19 protein-coding genes are annotated in these 19,590 nt (G+C 57.2%); 9 read left to right on the plus strand and 10 right to left on the minus strand.

The window, feature by feature from the left end; translation table 11 throughout:
- Positions 1-29 precede the first annotated feature (29 nt).
- From IPI58_02830 to IPI58_02850, 5 genes are all read right to left on the minus strand, one after another.
- On the minus strand, positions 30-1,460 hold the full coding sequence (locus IPI58_02830) for a hypothetical protein (protein QQR69614.1): 1,431 nt from the start codon (positions 1,458-1,460) through the stop codon (positions 30-32).
- Positions 1,461-1,670: 210 nt separating this feature from the next.
- Complete coding sequence (locus IPI58_02835) at positions 1,671-2,240, minus strand: AAA family ATPase (protein ID QQR69615.1); 570 nt, start codon at positions 2,238-2,240, stop codon at positions 1,671-1,673.
- 329 nt (positions 2,241-2,569) lie between these two features.
- Entirely contained in the window at positions 2,570-3,034 is a 465-nt protein-coding gene (locus tag IPI58_02840) for a hypothetical protein (protein QQR69616.1), read from the minus strand.
- A gap of 64 nt (positions 3,035-3,098) precedes the next feature.
- Positions 3,099-4,574 carry a deoxyribodipyrimidine photo-lyase gene (locus IPI58_02845; GenBank protein QQR69617.1) on the minus strand — a complete coding sequence of 492 codons (1,476 nt, stop codon included), beginning with the start codon at positions 4,572-4,574 and terminating at the stop codon, positions 3,099-3,101.
- A 58-nt stretch (positions 4,575-4,632) separates the two neighbouring features.
- Positions 4,633-5,001, minus strand: coding sequence for a hypothetical protein (locus IPI58_02850; protein ID QQR69618.1), 369 nt, complete (start codon positions 4,999-5,001; stop codon positions 4,633-4,635).
- A gap of 264 nt (positions 5,002-5,265) precedes the next feature.
- On the opposite strand from IPI58_02850, the gene dnaN reads away from it, so the two are divergent.
- Together dnaN and recF are read left to right on the plus strand one after the other, a co-directional pair.
- Positions 5,266-6,390 (plus strand): DNA polymerase III subunit beta, encoded by a 1,125-nt coding sequence (gene dnaN / locus IPI58_02855; GenBank protein ID QQR69619.1) that lies wholly within the window; start codon positions 5,266-5,268, stop codon positions 6,388-6,390.
- 44 nt (positions 6,391-6,434) lie between these two features.
- Positions 6,435-7,523, plus strand: a complete 1,089-nt coding sequence (gene recF / locus IPI58_02860) for a DNA replication/repair protein RecF (protein ID QQR70018.1) — start codon at positions 6,435-6,437, stop codon at positions 7,521-7,523.
- Between the two features lie 10 nt (positions 7,524-7,533).
- Here the strand turns inward: recF and IPI58_02865 are convergent, their stop codons facing one another.
- The 3 genes from IPI58_02865 to IPI58_02875 are packed head-to-tail and all read right to left on the minus strand — an operon-like array spanning position 7,534 to position 9,691.
- Entirely contained in the window at positions 7,534-8,472 is a 939-nt protein-coding gene (locus tag IPI58_02865) for a sensor domain-containing diguanylate cyclase (GenBank protein QQR69620.1), read from the minus strand.
- Positions 8,469-8,732, minus strand: coding sequence for a hypothetical protein (locus IPI58_02870; protein ID QQR69621.1), 264 nt, complete (start codon positions 8,730-8,732; stop codon positions 8,469-8,471). The genes IPI58_02865 and IPI58_02870 overlap by 4 nt, the downstream gene beginning before the upstream one ends.
- Positions 8,732-9,691 carry a ribose-phosphate pyrophosphokinase gene (locus IPI58_02875; protein QQR69622.1) on the minus strand — a complete coding sequence of 320 codons (960 nt, stop codon included), beginning with the start codon at positions 9,689-9,691 and terminating at the stop codon, positions 8,732-8,734. The genes IPI58_02870 and IPI58_02875 overlap by 1 nt, the downstream gene beginning before the upstream one ends.
- An 88-nt stretch (positions 9,692-9,779) precedes the next feature.
- Here IPI58_02875 and grxC point away from each other — a divergent pair, with 88 nt between their 5' ends.
- A complete protein-coding gene (grxC, locus tag IPI58_02880) occupies positions 9,780-10,034 on the plus strand; it encodes a glutaredoxin 3 (protein QQR69623.1) in 255 nt (84 codons plus the stop codon).
- A gap of 12 nt (positions 10,035-10,046) precedes the next feature.
- A complete protein-coding gene (truA, locus tag IPI58_02885; protein QQR69624.1) occupies positions 10,047-10,796 on the plus strand; it encodes a tRNA pseudouridine(38-40) synthase TruA in 750 nt (249 codons plus the stop codon).
- Here truA and murD read toward each other — a convergent pair.
- Together murD and IPI58_02895 are read right to left on the minus strand one after the other, a co-directional pair.
- Positions 10,781-12,079 (minus strand): UDP-N-acetylmuramoyl-L-alanine--D-glutamate ligase, encoded by a 1,299-nt coding sequence (gene murD / locus IPI58_02890; GenBank protein ID QQR69625.1) that lies wholly within the window; start codon positions 12,077-12,079, stop codon positions 10,781-10,783. The two genes, truA and murD, sit on opposite strands and share 16 nt — an antisense overlap.
- Positions 12,066-13,409: an endonuclease domain-containing protein gene (locus IPI58_02895; GenBank protein QQR69626.1), complete on the minus strand. Its 1,344-nt coding sequence runs from the start codon at positions 13,407-13,409 to the stop codon at positions 12,066-12,068. Before IPI58_02895 ends, murD begins: the two co-directional genes overlap by 14 nt.
- A 115-nt stretch (positions 13,410-13,524) precedes the next feature.
- Between IPI58_02895 and IPI58_02900 the strand changes: the two genes are divergently transcribed.
- From IPI58_02900 to miaA, 5 genes are all read left to right on the plus strand, one after another.
- Entirely contained in the window at positions 13,525-15,255 is a 1,731-nt protein-coding gene (locus IPI58_02900; protein ID QQR69627.1) for a type II and III secretion system protein, read from the plus strand.
- Positions 15,256-15,329: 74 nt separating this feature from the next.
- On the plus strand, positions 15,330-16,109 hold the full coding sequence (locus tag IPI58_02905; protein ID QQR69628.1) for an RNA methyltransferase: 780 nt from the start codon (positions 15,330-15,332) through the stop codon (positions 16,107-16,109).
- 164 nt (positions 16,110-16,273) lie between these two features.
- Positions 16,274-17,395 (plus strand): DUF2336 domain-containing protein, encoded by a 1,122-nt coding sequence (locus tag IPI58_02910; GenBank protein QQR69629.1) that lies wholly within the window; start codon positions 16,274-16,276, stop codon positions 17,393-17,395.
- 275 nt (positions 17,396-17,670) lie between these two features.
- A complete protein-coding gene (gene galU / locus IPI58_02915; protein ID QQR70019.1) occupies positions 17,671-18,540 on the plus strand; it encodes a UTP--glucose-1-phosphate uridylyltransferase GalU in 870 nt (289 codons plus the stop codon).
- A 25-nt stretch (positions 18,541-18,565) separates the two neighbouring features.
- The gene (gene miaA / locus IPI58_02920; protein QQR69630.1) at positions 18,566-19,522 is read left to right on the plus strand and encodes a tRNA (adenosine(37)-N6)-dimethylallyltransferase MiaA; all 957 of its coding nucleotides are present in this window, start codon (positions 18,566-18,568) and stop codon (positions 19,520-19,522) included.
- The last annotated feature ends 68 nt before the right edge of the window (positions 19,523-19,590 follow it).

The following is a 19,590-nucleotide window of genomic DNA, read 5'->3' on the forward strand; positions in this document are numbered from 1 at the left end:
GCCGCAAGGTCCGCCCTTTTTTGTTCGCGCTACCCATCCGATGCTTTGATGAACGACAGACCTTCTAAACGGTCCAGGACGATGGAGGCTGCTGTATAGCTAGATCTGGGCGGCAAAGCATTATCACCAACATATAATTTTCTATAATTAATAACGTTATCATTATCCAGACATGAAGTGGCTGGGGTTTCTGTGCAGGCTTTCATATAATCAGCGTCATTCATGAAAACTGCACGAAGATATAACTTCGTTCTCTTTATATCAATGCGTTGATTTATTTCTTTGTTGTCTCTAATATTATTACCAATTATATTGATTAAATCATTGTATTTTCCTCCACGGCAGTATGCGCTTATCTCATGCGATGTTAATTTATGGCGCAAGGGCGCTATTATTCCAAGAGCATAGCTAAAAATAAATTCTTCTTGTTTTAGCATGGTTATACACAAATATATATCAGTAAAAACATGAGCCATCTCTCGTAAAGACATATTATATAATTGTGCTATCATACTAAAACTATTAATAAGTGGTTCTTTGTTATTTAAGTAATGTATTCTATCTCCATGTATATTTAAATCTTCCATACCAAAATCTTCGTATAACTTATTTGCAAATTGATATGTGGAAGGTTTGGGCAAATTAAATTGCCAATCGATGAACTTCCTTAGATATCCTTCTCCATCGTCGCATGATCCATAAATTTTGTGAATGGTGGCTTTAAGCTGCTCGATATCGATAGCCAGTACAAATACAACGCCATCGACGTTGAAAAGATGCTTGATGCATTCAAGAATCTCGATGGCATAGGTCGGACGACAACGATCCAATTCATCGACGAATATAATCAACTTTTTTGTTGTGCCTTGGTCCTCTTTCCCATCATTTAGGATTTTGATGTATTTATCCAATGCCACTCTAAACCCTTCAATGGAATCTGCCATTTTCTTTTGCGAGGACAACAAATCCTTGGCTAGGGACTCGACACGATCCGAGACATCGCCCTGACTGATGCTGATAACATCGGATACTGAGTCTAGAGCCTCCTGGCCGATAGCTCTCCTCACCAAACCCTTTAAGATCAATGGCGCTGATTCTTTAACAACGATATCCCATATTTTCTTTCCTTTATCAGTGACCTTTGATCTTATCGTGTCACGTAGCTGTTGGTCGATCGCCGCAATAAAAGCCGCAAAGGCGTTATCCGAATAATCCGTTTCCCATGCATTGAAATACACCGCCTTGTGCCCTTTCGCACATAAGTCTCTTTGCCAGCGACGCAAAAGAAACGTCTTGCCTGTACCGTAGGCGGCATTGAGGGCGATCACGAAGGGCTGATCTATTTTCTCCAACATAGGCGTCAGATGATCAGCGATCCCTCTTGAATCCAACCAATCGTCTTTCCATATGTCTTGGTCGGATTCCGCGATGTTGGACTCGGTTCTTTTCTTTAAGCTCATCACACCCTCTGATATGGCGTTTCGATCCTGCATCCCTTAATCGAAAGTGTGGATGCCGTCCATTTCTTTTGGCTTGTGAATAACGGGGATAACAGGGGTAGCCAAAGACAAAGGGATATCGATGATCTCTATTCTTCCTCATGGAAAGAAAAATGGACCAGTCATTTAGTCTTTGAGATTGTGAAAGGCATGAGACCGCAAGACTCTCACTCACCCTATTTTCTGGGCAGCGGCCTGACACACCCTATCTATCGAAAGACTCGCATCCAGCACATGCCATGCCGAGTCATCCGGTGGATTCAATTCCCCGAATTTATCAATCACGGCCACACAGGCATCCGAGGCATGGCCGTTTTCAAGGCGTAATTCCTGCAGCGTTTCGCGTTCATGTTGACGCTGGCGAATGCGGCACTCCATCACCTGGCGCGGCGCGACAAGCCATAATCCCACGAAGGTCGCCGCGCATTCCGCAGCCCATAGCTTGGCCTGATTGCGCGACTCTAGGGAAAAGAAGCCGGAAGGATTCACAACACTGACCCCGCCAGCCAAGGCGGCGCGCGTTTGCTGGTCGATCATGTCTTTGACGCGCGCCGATATGTCGTTCTCATAGGCCCTTGGCTCCATTGTGACGCCCAAGGCGACGCCCATCACCTGGCGGCGTATCTGGTCGTCCTCCAGGATCACGGCATCACGCAAGAAAGGCACAACCCCGCGCAACCCATAGGCCAAACAGGTCTTGCCCGTTCCCACATGCCCGCCGATGGCGATTAAATACGGCATTCATCATCCCGTTGTTTGCATCAATCAGATGTAACTGAGGCATAACGCCCTTGTAAGACACACGGTATTCATATCCGCCCCGCGATTCAAACTGGCTTTCGTTCTATATCTGCTGTCATGGAGCGATAGGGGAACCCCAAGGTCTTAAAAAGAGGGGCGGGCCGAAAGGTCCGCCTTTTTTGATCATGTTATCAGTCCAATGTTTCCCCAATGACATGCGCTCTGGGATATCAAGAACCATGAGGCTTCATGTATTTTATAGTCCAAGCCGTGGATATAACCGGGGCAGGCCGGTTAACGGCCTGCCCCGCTTTTACGCCACATACCAGCTATTTGCTGGGTGATGAGGGCACAGATGGTGCCATGCTACCCGAGGCAGGCATGCCGGATTGTGGAGTCATTCCACCATGAGCGCCGCCCATCGGCGGCGGCCCCATATGCCCGCCCATGTGAGGTCTCGCCATGGGTCCGGTTATGCGCATCAGTGCCATCTGTTTCTGGTTGTCATCCAGCTTGCCAAATCGATCAAGAACATCACTGAGGGCTTTCTTCTGCTCGGCAGAAAGCTTGCTGAACTGATCCTGCCAGCGCTTTTCCATCTCTACCTTCATGGCCTCATGGCGCTTGGCCATTCCTTCGGGTGTCATGGCATATCCTGGTTCCATCGCACCCGCGGAAGGCGTGGGCATCATCGGCGGCGCGCCAGGAGATCCCTCCTTAGCGGCATAGGAAGTCCCCGCAGACGCCATCATCAGTGCCATAGTGGCGACTGGAGCAATTTTACGGAATGACATGTTTGGCTCCTTTTAGAGGATGATTTAGGGCAGCAGGCATTTCCTCTGCGCCTGCTGGGATAGATCATAATCTTGATTGTGGCGGTTTTCCGGTCTGTACCGAAACCAGACTCAAAGCCGCCAACGCTCTTGCTCGGCTTTGAGCCAAGTCAACCATCGGAAAAGGATAATCCCGCCCCAGAACGATCCCGAATTCGGCCATGCGCAGAGGAGGTGCCTGCCATGGCGCATGGATGGAATCATCGGGAAGCGCGGCAAGTTCGGGAACGAAACGGCGAATATATATGCCTGCGGGATCGAATTTTGTGGATTGCAGGACGGGATTAAAGACGCGGAAATAGGGCGCGGCATCGGCACCGCATCCTGCGATCCATTGCCAGCCCGCCGCATTATTGGCCAGATCCGCATCGACCAAGGTATCCCAGAACCAGGCCTGTCCATCTTGCCAAGGCAACAGCAGATTCTTGACCAGGAACGATCCCACGATCATCCGCACCCGATTATGCATCCAGCCCATTTGCCATAACTGACGCATTCCGGCATCGATGATCGGGATTCCCGTTTGACCGCGCGTCCAGCGATCGAAAGCCTCCTTGTCCTGACGCCAAGGGAAATGCTTAAAGCGCGGCTGAAGTGGCTCTGTGGGCATCAAGGGGTTATGCGCCAACAAATGATGTGCGAATTCCCGCCATAACAATTCGGCCAGAAATTTCTGAACGCCGGACGCGCAGATATGTGCCATGTCCTGGGTCTCATGCCACAAACGACGGGGACTGATCTCTCCCCAGTGCATATGCGGAGATAGACATGACGTGCCGTTTTGCGCCGGAATATCCCGCGCGGCGGCGTAGTCATTCAAGGCGTCAGTCTTAAAGCGCTTCCATGCCTTAAGGGCGCCGGCCTCGCCCGGTTGCCACGAGTCGCGCAATCCTCCCGCCCAATCGGGCGTGCGGGGCAAAAGCTTCCAATCTTCAAGTCGATCCGAGACAATATCCGCGCAGGCCGGGGCCATGACCATCGCATCGGGACAAGGGACGGGTTGGGGAATATCGCAAGAGCCGCAGGCTTTGGCAAAGGGCGTAAAGACACGAAACGGCCCGCCACTGGCCGTGCGCACATGTTGGGGATCGACCAGCAACGCACTTGATGGCACATGAACGGCAATGCCCATCGCTTCTAGGGCCATTTTCGTGGCCTTGTCGCGCGCGACAGCATGGGGCTCATGGCGATTATTCCAGATGACTTGCCGCGCGCCCATAGAGATGGCCAGATCGGGCACAATCTGCTGCGGCGTTCCTCTGCGCAAAAAAAGCTTGATGTCCAAGCTTCTTAACGTCGATTCGAAAGAACATAGGGAATGATGCAACCACCAGCGGGACGCGCCGCCAAGCGGCCAGGGATCGGCTGGGTCTTCCTCGAGAATAAAAAGCAACGCCATCGGGCCTGATTTTGCGGCCAAATCTAGGGCGGGATTGTCGTCAAGACGCAGATCACATCTCAGCCAAACCAGGCTGGGACCGGAAAGCGGTGGGTGGGTCATGGGGCCAAGCATGAGGCAAAGCCCGCATGACGTCCACACGAGCCTTCGCGGATAGCGTCTAGGAAAGGCTTACTTTGCGCGACGAAGTAAAGGGGGGTAAAAGGGCAGCTTCGGGTGTGCCCGGCGTCAAGCGACGAATGATCTCGCCCTGCAACGATCCTTCACGGATCGAAGAGATGCCCGTTACGTCCTGACTGCGAATATGGCGCACGAAGACCGGGGTGCATACCAACATCACTTGCCCCATCGGTGTCACGGAAATATTGGAGATTTGTTCGCCACAACCGGTTTCCCGAACCCATTCTTGCATCATGGACACGAAATCCATCGCCGCCTGCTGACGACGCAATTCCATATCTTTACGCGGCTCCCCTGCCCGCTCATCGCAGTACAACTCAATATAATAGCGGTTATGCTGCGCGTTCATGCGAGATCCCTGGAAACTCGAGGGTTGCAACCAAACGTGATTCGCAGTTCTGGACACGGGCGACACCTTTTCTTTCTCTCTCCACAGTAAATCCGTATCATTAACAAATATCTAACATTTGAAGTAAAATAAGGCGGTTACAAGGCATTTCTGGTGCGTGTAGGGGTGGCGTCCGCCGTCTGGGCATGGTACTGGAAGCCCGGGAAAGCCGATGTTAGGCTTGCCTATCCGCGAGTCGGTTTTCGCACGAAAGGACATCCACTTATGAAGGTCGAGATCGAAAAGGAAAAGCTGCTGCGCGCCTTGGGGCGGGTGCAGAACATCGTCGAGCGACGCACCACGATCCCGATTCTGGGCAATGTGCTGTTGGTGACCGAGGACCAAAAACTGTGTCTGATGACCACGGACATGGAAATGGAAGCTTTCGAGCGGGTGCCCGCGCAAATCGCGCGCGGCGGTCAGGCCACCGTGCCGGCTCATATGATGTTCGATATCGTGCGCAAGCTGCCTGATCGCGCGATGGTAACGATGGAGCTGGACGGCTCTCAGATGCTGTTGGCCGCCGGACGGTCGCGCTTTCGCCTGGGTTCGCTGCCGGTCGAGGATTTTCCGCAGATCTCGCGCGACGAATTCCCCAACCGCTTCTCGATGCCGGTTGCGGATTTACGCTTTTTGATCGACCACACGCGGATGGCGATTGCCGCCGACGATGCGCGTCATTATCTGCAGGGACTGTATCTGCATCTTGAAAACGCCAGCGAAGGCGAAAGCCCTATGCTGCGTGCCGTGGCCGTCGATGGCCATCGTATGGCACGGGCGGAACGCGCCGTTCCTGCCGCCGCGCGCGGCATGCCTGCGGTGATCATCCCGCGCAAAGCCGTCAATGAATTGCGTCGTTTGCTGGACGAAGCCGACGACGGCATGGTTGAACTGGCCGTGACGATGACCAAGGCGCGTTTCGCCATGGGCAGCGTGTCGTTGACCACGCGCTTGGTAGATGGCCAGTTTCCCGATTATCGCCGCGTCGTTCCGGCAGGAAATGACCGCGTGCTGGAGATCGACTCGCGCGCCTTTACCCAAGCCGTGGACCGCGTGGCGATCATGAGCCTGGACTCGGGTCGCCTGATGCATCTGTCTATGGATGATGGGCATCTCAATGTGTCGGCAAGCAGCTCTCAAGACGGCAGCACGGCCTCGGAAGACCTTGAGGCCAGTTATAAGGGACCCAAACTGGATATGGGGTTCAGCAGCCGCTATTTGTTGGATGTGTTGCAGCTGATTCCCGAAGGCACCGTGCGATTCACCTTGGGCGAGGCGATGTCGCCGGCGGTGGTCGAGGATGCCAGCGATCCCAGCACGCTGTATGTGTTGATGCCGATCCGTCTGTGACGGAACAGGGCGCGTCTTTACCAGTAAGCGCACCGTCTTTGGCGGTGCGCACGGTGCGTCTGTCGGAGTTTCGCAGTTATCCGAGCCTGGATATCGATCTGGAATCCTCGCCGGTGGTGCTGATCGGTCCCAACGGCGCGGGCAAGACCAATCTACTGGAGGCTATCAGCCTGTTGGGACCAGGGCGTGGCTTGCGCCGCGCCCGACCCGCCGATTTATGCCGCGAGGGACGCGCAAGCTGGAGCGTGTTTGCCCGGATACAGACGGGAGCAGGCACGCCGGTCGAGATTGGCACGGGGCTGGATGCCGCAAGGCGGCGGATCGTGAAGGTGGATGGTAAGGCCGCACGCAGCCAGGCCGATCTGGCGCGCTTGATGGCGCTAAGCTGGCTGACGCCGGACATGGATGGCCTGCTGGCCGAATCGACCAGCGCGCGGCGGCGTTTTCTGGATCGTCTGGTTTTCGGCCTGGATCCCGATCATGCGCAGCGTGTGCAGCATTATGAACAGAATATGCGCGAACGCCTGCGTTTATTGATTCATGGCACCGCCGATACGGGTTGGTTGGACGCTTTAGAAGATCAAATGGCGGCTTCAGCCGTGGCCATCCACAGCGCCAGGTCGCGGACGGCGACGGCGCTGGACGAGGCATGCGCCCAGACGGGGCCGAGCTTTCCCATCGCGCGACTGACCATGCAAGGCGCAGCGCATGCCATGCCCGAGGATGCGTCCACCTTAGCCACCATCTGGCGCGAGTCCCGCCCCATGGACGCCCAAGCCGGCATGACCTTGCGCGGGCCGCATAAGGTGGATTTGGCCGTGCGTTTTGCCGAAAAGAATCGTCTGGCCCAAGATGGATCGACGGGAGAGCAAAAAGCCCTTTTGGTCGCCGTGCTGCTGGCCCATGCGCGGCTGGTACGCCAGTATTCAGGACGTACGCCCTTGTTGATTCTGGATGAGGTGGCCGCGCATCTGGACGATGCCCGTCGCCAGGCTATGGGCCAAGAAATCCTAAGCCTGGGCGCGCAAGCCTGGCTTTCGGGAACCGACGCCGCCGATTTTTCCACGATGCGGGACCACGCCCAGTTCCTGTCCGTCCTTCCGGGCGATGGCAGCCAGGTTGCGTGGGGATAGGACCCTCCCTCTATGCCTTGCCGTCATCCAGGCACACTTTGTTTCTGCCGCTGTTTTTGGCTTGATAAAGAATGCGGTCGGCGCGTTTAAGAAGATCGTCGATATCGGCATCGCTAGGATTTAAGGAGGTCACGCCGATGCTGACGGTCATGGGAACGTGAAGGCCGCCTTCCAGCTCTATAGGCAGCGTTTCAATACGGCGACGCAGACGTTCGGCGGATTGGGCGGCGGTGGCAAGGTCGGCTTCCAGCAGCACGGCCAAGAATTCCTCACCGCCCAGGCGCCCCAACAGGTCGGTTTGGCGCAAAGTTAACTGACAGCCCGCGACGAAAGCGCGCAAGGCGTCATCACCCGCGCCGTGTCCGTAGCGATCATTGATGGATTTAAAGTGGTCGATATCCAGCATCAACACCGATAGAGGTCTTCCAAAGCGTCGGGCGCGCCGAATTTCCTGATTGGCCTGGGACAGGATATGAGCGCGGTTGCTGATGCCGGTCAGCACGTCCGTGGTGGCCTGATGCAGCAGCTCTTCTTGCAGCTTCTTACGTACGCTGATGTCGCTCAATGCCAGCAAAATACCTCCATGATGGCCATAATCCACGTGGATCATCGCGATCTCAGCGGCAAAACGCCGCCCCGAACGCGAGGTCATTTCGGATTCCAGGTCGTGAACCTCTGGCACCTGCTTCAATACATCCACCAACCTTTCCCATTCTCCCGGTTCTGTGAAGAACGAACTCATGGGATGGTGCAACAAATCGCGCACCGGCGGATCGAATAACAAGGCGGCACGGCGATTGACAAAGATGATGCAGCCGTCATGGTCGTCGACGATGACCACCGGATGAGGCAATATCTCCAGTATGGCGCGCAGTCTTTGTTCGCTGGCAAGAAGCGTGTCGATATCCTCGGGAGCGATGCCGCCGGGTGCGCGATGATGTGTGGTCATATTGCGTATGTCCTTTTCGACACCATGCCGCGCAGCACATAGGCCAGAATGCCGCCATGGCACAGATGATCAACCGCTTGCGACATATCAAGACGAAATAAAAGAGGTATGGATTCTTTTATTCCCCGTCGTGTGAGCAGCTTGGAAAAACCGCTAATAACCAGCAGAGCGACCAGGTTCCACAAGAAGAACGTCTCACGACCCTCTATCTGTAACCTGCGGCGACAGATGCGCGTCAAGCCGGATTCGGGTTCACTCATCACAATGCTCCGTGCGGGAAGGAATCGAACAGAGCGGAAAGCGACTGCTCGTCATGGATGCTCCGAACGGCCTCGGCCAACAATGGCGCGAGGGATAGGCGTTCGATTTTCGAACAAGCGGCAATCTCAGGAGAAGCCTTGATGCTGTCCGTCACCACCAGATTCTCGATAACCGAAGATTCGATATTGCGTGACGCAGGCGGCGAGAACACGCCATGCGAAGCATAGGCCGATACGCTGCATGCGCCGGACTCGCGCAGGGCCGCCGCCGCCTTGACCAATGTGCCGCCGCTATCGACCATATCATCGACCATCAGGCAGTGCCGATCGCGGACCGTGCCGATGACATGCATCACCTCGTTACGGCCCGGACCGTCGCGCCGCTTATCGATGATGGCCAGATCTGCATTGTCCAGCCGCTTGGCCAAGGCGCGCGCGCGGGCCACGCCGCCAATATCGGGCGAGACGACCGTGACGCCCTCTAGGCCGGGATATCGGTCTCGAATATGCCGATCAAAGACCGGCAGGGCATACAGGTTATCCACCGGAATATCAAAAAAGCCCTGGATTTGCGCCGCATGCAGATCGACTGTCAGGACTCGAGAAGCTCCCGCCGCCGTGATCAGATTGGCCACCAGTTTGGCCGAGATAGGCGTGCGCGGACTGGTCTTGCGGTCCTGCCGGGCATAGCCGAAATAGGGCAGCACCGCCGTGATGCGCCGCGCCGAGCCGCGCCGCAGCGCGTCCATCAGGATCAGCAGTTCCATCAGATTGTCATTGGCGGGGCAGGATGTCGGCTGCAGCACGAACACGTCCTTGCCGCGCACATTCTCCAATATCTCGACGAAAATCTCGCCATCGGCAAAGCGCCGGATGGCGGCTTCGGTCAATGTCATGTCCAAATGCCCGGCAATGGCCTGGGCAAGGGGCAGATTACCGGTGCCGGATATCAGTCTCATAGCTTAACTGGTAGCAAGATGCGGGCCTTTCGTCCATCCATGACAAAATCCACCCATGCCGCTATGATCAAGGTCGGAAGGAAAAAACATGCCCAAGATTGAACTCTATACCGGCCAATCCTGCCCCTATTGCGTACGAGCCAAGGCTTTGCTACGCGCCAAGGGCCAGGAATTTCAAGAAGTCGATATCTGGGCCGATCCCACGCGGATGCAGGAAATGATCGAGCGTTCGGGGGGAAAGCGCAGCGTTCCTCAGATTTTCATTAACGGCCAGCATATCGGCGGCTATGACGATCTGCACGCTCTGGATCAAGCGGGCGGTTTGGATCCGTTGTTGGCCTAGGCGTTTGCCGACATGCCCCAGCGTTGGAAACTGACTTTGGAATATGACGGTCGGCCTTTTTGCGGCTGGCAGCGGCAAGAAAACGCGCTTACCGTGCAGCAGGTGGTGGAAGAGGCGCTGACGCGCTTTGACGGCGCGGCTGTGCCGGTGGCCGTGGCGGGGCGTACGGATGCGGGGGTGCATGCGCTGGGACAGGTGATCAGCGCGGATCTATCGCGCGATGCGACGCCCGACCGCGTGCGCGAGGCGGTGAATTTTCATCTAAAGCCGCATCCGGTGGCCGTGGTGGATGTGCAGGCGGTTCCCGCCGATTTCCACGCGCGTTTCTGGGCGCAGGATCGCAGTTATCGCTATGTCATCATCAATCGCCGTCCGCCTCTGACGGTCGATGAGGGATTGGCCTGGCGTGTCGGCGCGCCGCTTGATATCCAGGCCATGCAGACGGCGGCAAATCTGCTGATCGGCCAGCATGATTTCTCGACATTCCGCGCCGCACATTGCCAAGCGTCTTCGCCCGTCAAGACCTTGGATCGTCTGGACATATCCCGCCAGGGCGAGCGGATCGAGATCAAGGCCAGGGCGCGGTCTTTCCTCTATCACCAAGTCCGCAATATGGTGGGCACATTGGCGTTGGTCGGTATGGGACGATGGACGCATGACGCCTTCGCCGCCGCCTTCGCCGCCTGTGATCGCCGCCTGGGCGGCCCTACCGCTCCGCCGGATGGGCTGTATTTCACCAAGGTCCGTTATCCGGCGTCTTGAAACCCGGCTTCCCGGGCAAAACATAATCCGCGCTGTTCGAAATCCTTGAACAGGCCATAACTGGGCGCGGCGGGTGACAGCAGCACCACGCCGCCGGATGGGGTTACGCGCCGGGCCAATTCGACCGCGCTGGCCATCGTCTGAGCCATGCAGATCGAGGGGGCGTTTGGATGCTGGCCGATGGATTGGGCCAGACGTTGGCCGCTGGGTCCCATGACGATCAGGGCATTCAGGCCCTGGGACAGGATGTGCTGAACCAGGGGCGCATCGTCCAACCCCCGGTCGAAGCCGCCCGCGATCAGGGTGATGGGGCGGCCTTGGTAGGATTGCATGGCAGCGATGGTCGATTGCGGCGTGGTGGCGATGCTGTCATTGACATATAAGACGCCGTTCTTCTCGCCCAGCTCTTGCTGACGATGCGGCAGAGGCCGAAAATCGGCCATGGCCCCTAGGGCCTCTTGTCTATCGATTTCCAGACACGCGATGACGCCAAGGACCGCCGCCACGTTCGAACGATTATGAGCGCGTGATAGATAATCATGTCCGGGCACTTCCGGCGCGGTGGTTGTGTCGATGATTTGAATGTCGGAGGGCAGTTCCAGCCCCGCGCTTGTCGCCGCTTCTTGGACCTGCTTGGTAGCCAATGCCAGACGAGCGCAAGTCAGCAGATGCAGTTTATCTTTGTAATAGGTGGCCAGGTCGCCGTGCCAATCCAGATGTTCAGGGTATAGGCAGGTGACAAGGGCGATATCGGCCATGCCGTCGAAATCGGCAGCTTGATAACTTGAAACCTCGATCACACGAAACGCGGCGTTCGCATCTTGCACTTGTGTGACCGGCAGGCCGATATTCCCTGCCAGTATCGTTCGATGTCCCAGAGCGTTCAGCGCATGGGCCAACAGACTCGCCGTGGTGCTTTTGCCCTTGGTGCCGGTGACCAGGATGGTGCGGGCGGATGACGGCTCTTGCGCCCACAAGCTTAGCAAGGATGTGACGACCAGGCCCCGCGCCTTGGCGTCTTGGATCAAGGGGTGATACAGGCTGACGCCGGGGGATTTGATGACATAACGCGCCTTGGCCAGTTCGGCGCGCATTTCCTCGGTCCCTCGCGCCACATGATGCGTCGCTGCCAAGCCTTCGATTTGCGATGGGCCTGACGCCTCGTCTAAGAAGACCAGTGGGTTCGCATGACCCAGCCGCGCCAGCCACTGCGCCGCCGCGCGTCCTTCGCGTCCCGTTCCCCAAATGACCACGGGTTGATGCAATAGGTCATGGATCTTCATGCAGCCAACCCAGGTAAGAGTTTGGCACGCGGTGCGCCATATCTGGCGTGAAGAATGCCTGATATCGCGCATCGATGTCTTGGGAGTCTTGGGGCAGACGCGCGGCCAAGGCCGATGGCACTGCATCATGCTTCCAGGAGTCATCTTGGGCCAGCTTGGCAAGCAGGATGGCGCTTTCCTCCACCTCGCCCACGCATTCGAAGGGCTTAAAGTTCTCCAAACCCGCCAACTCGGCAAAGCCGGAGACTTGCGCCGAATCGTCCAGCAGATTGCGTCCAAAAATATCGATCAGCCGATCCTTCGCCATGAAAGGTGCCAGTGCCAGGAACACAAAGCGGCATTTGGGGCAATCGCCGCACCAGCCGCGCCCGCGCCGGGACTCGTCTTGACGAAAGGCTTTATTGCAACTGGTGAAGATGTCGTGATAGGCGCGGTGACGCGCGAAACGCCTGGCAATCGCCACTTCGCTCAGGGGCCGCAACAGTGAGAAATAGGCGATATCGGGCGACACCAGCCGCGCCAGGGTTTGAGCGAAGCCGCGCTCGAATTCCAAGGATTTGCTGTATTGATGGTTCACCTCGGTCCCGTTCAGGCTTAGATTGGCGACGCTGGCCGAACGCTCGTTAGACAGCAAGATGGCGTCATAGCCGTATAAGATCGCCCCCGCCGCCAGTATGGCGCTAAGGATAGCCGTGACCGGCACATGGCCGTTCAATACGCCGGTCTTGTTCAATTCGATCAATGCCGGGTCGATCCGGCGCACGGCGTGCAAGGCGGGAAAGCCTGCCACCTGAATCGTTTGGGCAATAGGCCGCGCAGGACCGCCCACTCCGCCCATGGCGAATAAAAAGGGTGTTTGTCCAGCCTGACGCGCGGCCTCGATCGTGACGATGGAATCCTTGCCCCCGCCCACGGCCACACAGTCGCGGCGCGGCAGATGTAAGCGCGTGGGTGGCGGCGCGTTTTGGGTTTGCGCTTCGCATTGCGCGCGCTGTGACATATCCAGCTTGTTGCGATAGGCAAATTCGCCAAGGCCCATGCGGTAAACTTGCGTCACCCAGCTGGCCGTTTCGGCATCCAAGGCAAAAGCCGGACACAGCATCCGCGCGGGCGCATAAGCCTTATAGTAACTGACCCCCGCCATCAGCAGGATCACCCGAAAGGCGGCGTCCAGGGCCTGGCGTTCATGGGGTTCAAACTCTGTCCGCGCGTTCGGAAACTGCAGTGTTTCGGTAAAAGAAGGCCCGTCCCGGAACGCATAGTCCAGGCGCAGCAGGCTTTGCGCGCTATCAAAATGATAGCCTTGAAAGAGAAAGTCAGAGGGTGCCATAGGCAAACTTTATGCCGATCACCGCTCTTGGAGCAAGCCATGCGCCCATACCCCCTGGGACAAAAGCGCACATGGGGCTGACGGCCATGCCCGGAGAAAGCTATTCCTTGGCCCCATGATGAGGAAGTCTTTGGAATTAGGGCTATCGATGGTGGCCTTGGCGCTGTGCCTAATCGCTTGTACGGGATCGCGCCCGGGCGGCGAAGCGGTGGACCCTTCCTTGGGCCTGACGCGCGAGGATTATCGCGGCCTACGCGCACGCGCACCGGCCATTCCGGCCAAGGCAGAGCCGCCGATCCCATCTTTGCGCGGCGGGGAAGTGACGGCCTCAAAGACGCAAGACAAGCCTTTGCCTAAGAGCTTGGACATGCGGGTTTCGGTGACGGTGGATGAAACCGTTCCCTTGCGTGCCGTGTTTTTAGAGCTGGGCCGCAAAGCGGCGTTGAATATGGAATTGGATTCCCAGATCAAGGCCAGCGGCGTGATCTTTTCCGCACATGAACAACCGGTGCGGCGGGTGATAGAGCGTCTGTGCCGCATGGCGGGGTTGCGCGTGTCTTTTGACGAAGACGCGGTGCGCATCGGGCGCGACGTTCCGCGCACACAGACCTATCGCCTGGATTACCTTAGTCTTGCCCGCGCCACGCGCGGCGAGGTCGGCATTGCCACCAATGTCTTCGCTCAGGTCGCGCGCGGCGGCGGGGCCGATGCGGCGGGCAATAATTCGACCACCAAGATCGAGGCGCATGGCGAGGCCGATTTCTGGGCGGAGATCGACCGCAATCTGAAAGAGATCGTCTCGCAAAGCGAGACCGAGGAAGACGCGGGGACAAGCAAGAATGCGGGCCGCATGGGATATACGCTGAATCGTCAGGCGGGTTTGGTGACCGTCACCGCGCCCGATAGAGTGCAAGAGCGCGTGGCGACGTATCTGGATCGTCTGCGCCGCCATGCTCTGGCTCAAGTGCTGATCGAGGCGCGCATCATCGAGGTGAGTCTGAGTGAAAATTATCGCGCCGGCATCAATTGGCGCAGTCTGAACGACGATATCGTCGGCGGGGCCTTGCGTTTTGGTCCTTTCGCTCCCGCTGGCCCCTTTATCGCGCCGACCACCGCCGCCGATGGCGTCATGACTCTGACTTATAGCGGCGGCGACATGGCCGGAATCGCCAATCTGGTGCGCCGCTTTGGCACGGTGCGCACCTTGTCCAGTCCGCGCCTGACCGTCTTGAATAACCAGACCGCCATCTTAAAGGTCGCGGAAAACGACGTGTATTTCACTTCGACGGTCGAGGCAACGCCCGTGGTCGGGGCCGGCGGCGCGGTCAGCGTCACGCGCACCATCACCAGCACGCCCAATACCGTGCCCGTGGGCTTGGTGATGACCGTGCAGCCCGCCATTGATCCGTCAAGCGGCGAGATCACATTAAGCCTGCGGCCCACCATCTCGCGCATCGTGCGGCGTGTCAGCGATCCTTCGGTCAGCATCACCGCCGCCGAGGCCGGCGTTCCCGTCTCGTCCGAGGTTCCCGTGGTGGAAGTGCGTGAGATGGATTCCGTGCTGCGCCTGCATTCGGGGGATGTCGCCGTCCTGGGCGGCCTGATGCAAGACCATACCAAGAATGACGAGGAAGGCCCGCCTGTGCTGGACGAATTGCCGGTGCTGGGCGCCTTGGTCAAAAGCCGCGACGAATCCAGCAATGTCAGCGAGCTTGTGATCCTTTTACGCGCCACCTTGGCCGAGCTGCCCGCGCCCGATGCCGCCGACCGCGATCTGTACACCCGCTATCATGCGGATCCGAGGCCGCTGTTGCAGTCCCAATCACAGCCGCCTGCCGCGCCCTGACACCATCGGGAAAAAGACTTTTCTTGCGCGGCAATGGTGTATTCTTGGCGCGGCTTTATGAAGGAGTGGGACGCATGAATGCGCCAGTCGTGATCCTGGTGCGGCCGCAAATGGCCGAGAATATTGGCTCCACCGCGCGCGCCATGCTCAATTGCGGACTGCATGAATTACGTCTGGTGGCTCCACGAGAGCCTTGGCCGTTGACCGATCCGTGGCGAGGGCGTTGTTGGGCCTTGGCCTCGGGAGCCGAGGCCGTCTTGGAACAGGTGCAGGTTTTTCCCGATACCTCTTCAGCCCTGGCCGATCTGCATCATGTCTATGCCACCACCGCCCGTGGCCGCGATATGGTCAAGCCTGTTCTAACGGCCCGCGCGGCGGCGACCCATATGCGTTGCCAGACCCTGACGGGCACACGTTGCGGCATGATGTTTGGTCCTGAACGGACGGGCTTGATCAATGATGACCTGGCCTTGGCGCAGGTCCTTGTCACCATCCCGCTCAACCCCGACTATACGTCGCTGAATTTGGCTCAGGCTGTGTTGATCCAGGCTTATGAATGGTGGCAGGCGGGGTTGGATAATCCCGTGGCCGAGACGGTGACTTTGGGCGATTCTCGTCCAGCCAGTTCGGGCGAGTTCGAAGCCTTGATGGATCGGCTGGAAGGCGCGTTGGATCGCTCGGGTTTTTTTACGACGCCGGAAATCCGCCCCCGCATGGCGCGCAATATCCGCAACGGCCTGAAACGTGCCGAACTGACTGAACAGGAAGTCAGAACCTGGCACGGGATCATCACAGCCTTATGCCTGCCCCAACCAACCGCAGGACAAAAGTCTCCACATAGCGATGATAATTAAACATATATAACAATATGTTAAAATGACGCGCGGGGATTTTTGTTCGCTGCCACACCTTATTTTCCAATCAAAAGAACACGATGTTAGGCATCTGTTAAGCAGAATAGGATGAAAATAAAGGAGAGCTAGCCTCTTTCGGGCGGCGGTTGAAGAAAGCAATCCTGATGGTCACCGGCCTTACACGCGAAGATGTCGAGCGTCTCGTAACCGACGACTCACCCGAGGCACGCGCCAAAGTGGCGCAGAAATTGGGTGGACAGTTCCAGGAACAGACTCTCACCCGAGAAGAATTGGCCATCGCGCAGGATATTGTTCGCGTCATGGCGCATGACGTGGCGGTCAAGGTACGTCAGTCCTTGGCCGAGAATATCAAACGGGCACCCGGGCTGCCGCATGATGTGGCGTTGACTTTGGCGGAGGATATCGAATCAATATCTCTCCCCATCTTGGAATATTCGAATGTTCTGACCGATGAAGACTTGGTGGGGCTTGTCCGTACCGGCAACGAGGCTAAACATCAAGCAATCGCTCGACGCACGGAAGTGCATGAGATGGTCTCGAACGCCCTGATCGAACTGGCGGGGGCCGAGGCGGTGACGACGCTGATCAATAATCGCGGTGCGCAGATCGCCGAAGCCGGCTATCAAAAAGCCGTGGATCGCTTTGGAACCGTGACGGCGATCCAAGAATCTCTGGTGCGGCGCGATAAACTGCCCGTCAGCGTAGCCGAACGATTGGTGACAATGGTTTCTGAAACCTTGCGGGATTATCTGGTCGAACACCATGAATTGTCCGCAGCCATGGCGTCGGATCTGGTGCTGCAAGGTCGTGAACGCGCTGTGATCAATATGGTATCCAGTGGTTCGTCCGAACAGGAAGTTATGACGTTGGTGGAGCAGCTTAAGCGCAACGACCGCTTAACTCCCAGCTTGATCCTGCGTGCCTTGTGTGTGGGAGATATCGCCTTTTTTGAGGCCAGCATGTCCTTGCTGTCCGAAGTACCGATGCTGAACACACGCAAGCTGATCCACGACACCGGCCCACTTGGCCTTAAAACGCTGTACGACCGATCAGGACTGCCGATGAGCTTCCTGCCTGCCGTGCGCGTGGCTATCGAAGTTCTGCATGACACACCGCTTGGTGAAGACCGCTCCTTGTTCCAACGCCAGGTGATTGAACGAATCTTGACCCAATTTGAATCCATGCAGCCTGAGGATATTAACTATCTGCTTAGCAAGCTCAGCGACATCATTATGGCCGAATATGGCAACAAGGATGTGGCCTAGGCCTGCGTTCGGTGCCTTTGTCTGTAGCTTATCTAGGCATGCCTAAGACATCGGGGTTCTTGACAAACTGGCTCGTTCTGTCCGAAACACTTTGTGTCACATAAGATGCACAAGGATAGGCCAGTCGTGACGGATGCTACGCAGACTTCATTGCACAAGACGGCCCCGTTGCGAGCGGATCTGCTGGCCGAACAGGCCATGTTCTTGCTGCGGCCTAAAGAGCAGTGACCTTTTCTTGCCATCCTTCCTCAGTGGAGACAGACCTCATGCCGTCCATTCATCGTCCTATCCGTAAGGCTATTTTCCCCGTGGCTGGTCTTGGTACCCGCTTTCTTCCGGCCACCAAAGCGATGCCCAAGGAAATGTTGACCTTGGTGGACAAACCGCTGATCCAGCACGCGGTGGACGAGGCGCGAGCGGCGGGCATTCAGGAGTTCATCTTCGTCACTCGCAGCGGCAAGGGCGCGTTGGAGGATCACTTCGACTTCAATTTCGAATTGGAAGAAACGCTGAAGGCGCGCGGCAAAAAACGTGAGTTGGATATCCTGAAGACCACCGAGATCGACTCGGGTCAGTTGTTCTTTACCCGCCAGCGCCAGGCACTGGGACTGGGTCACGCCGTGTGGTGCGCCCGCGAATTGATTGGTAATGAGCCGTTTGCCGTGATGCTGGCAGATGACGTGTTCCTATCCGGCTCGCCTTGCCTAAAGCAGATGGTCGAGTCGTATCACGATGTCGGCGGCAATATGGTGGCCGTGACGGAAGTGCCGCGCGAACACACAAGCCGCTACGGTATCTTGGATATCGCGCATGAAGATGGTCCTCTTGTGCGCATCAAAGGCCTGGTGGAAAAGCCGCAACCAGACCAGGCACCATCCACGCTTTCGATCGTCGGGCGGTATATCTTGCAGCCGGCCATTTTCACCTTTCTGGATCGCCAATTGACCGGCGCGGGGGGCGAGATTCAGTTGACGGACAGCTTGGCTGCCTTGATCGACCTGCAGCCCTGTCATGGATTCCGCTATGAGGGACGCCGCTTTGACTGTGGCGATCGCATCGGTTTTATCGAAGCCAATGTCGCCTTCGCCCTGGCCGATCCCGATATGGGCGACCGGGTGCGCGAAGCCTTGCAGCGCATGGTCTGATCCAGGCCCTCAGGCGCATCCCCTGATGGAGTCTCATTCGGTCATTGTCCTGACAGGTCCCACGGCCAGCGGCAAATCGGGCCTGGCGGTGGAATTGGCACGTCAGATGCGCGGCGTCATCATCAATGCCGATGCGCTGCAAGTCTATGACGGCCTGCCTATTCTGACGGCACAGCCCGACGCGCAGGTTCAAGCCGATGTGCCGCATCGTCTGTACAGTGTGTTGCCGATGACGCAGCGCTGTTCGGCGGGAGTCTGGCGTGCGATGGCGGTCGAGGCCATCGGTCAGGTATTGGCGCAAGGCCAAAGACCTATTTTGGTGGGCGGCACGGGGCTGTACCTGAAAGCGCTGATGGTTGGTATCGCTGATATCCCGCCTATATCCGATGCGGTGCGTCAGCAAGCGCGTGACCGTTTGCAACAGATGGGCCTGGAAGCCTTTCGGGACGATCTGGCCCGTCATGATCCTGCCGCCTCACGCGCGCATGACGCGCAGCGTTTGGTGCGTCGTTATGAGGTGTGGACGGCCACGGGCCAGAGTTTATCCGATTGGCAGTCTCGGCCTGTCGTTGTCACGGAAGACTGGCGCTATCATTCTCTGATTTTGATGCCGCCGCGCGAGCCGCTTTATCAACGTATCAATGAACGATTTCAAGACATGATCCAAGCAGGCGCGTTGAACGAAGCCGCGCGTGTGGAGTCGTACGATCCTGACCTGCCCGGGATGAAGGCCCTGGGCCTTGCTCCCCTATTGGCCTTTCGACGTGGCGAGACCAGTTTGGAACGCGCCACGGAGATGGCTCAACAGGCTTCGCGCCATTACGCCAAACGTCAGATCACATGGCTGCGTCACCAGGTGATCGGTCACATGGATTCAGCCGACAGGCCCGATCTTTTGGTTTTGGAGAGTCTGGATCAAGCTGCATCCCGTGCCCAAGAATGGCTGGCGGGTATTCCTGACAGGGCAATGGGGGATTGCTGATGACGGGGTGGGATGGAATTGCTAGGTTCGGATGCGCGGTACAGGCTGGAAGCCGATGATCGCTCAGG

Source organism: Alphaproteobacteria bacterium (assembly GCA_016699305.1).
Taxonomy (GTDB): Bacteria; Pseudomonadota; Alphaproteobacteria.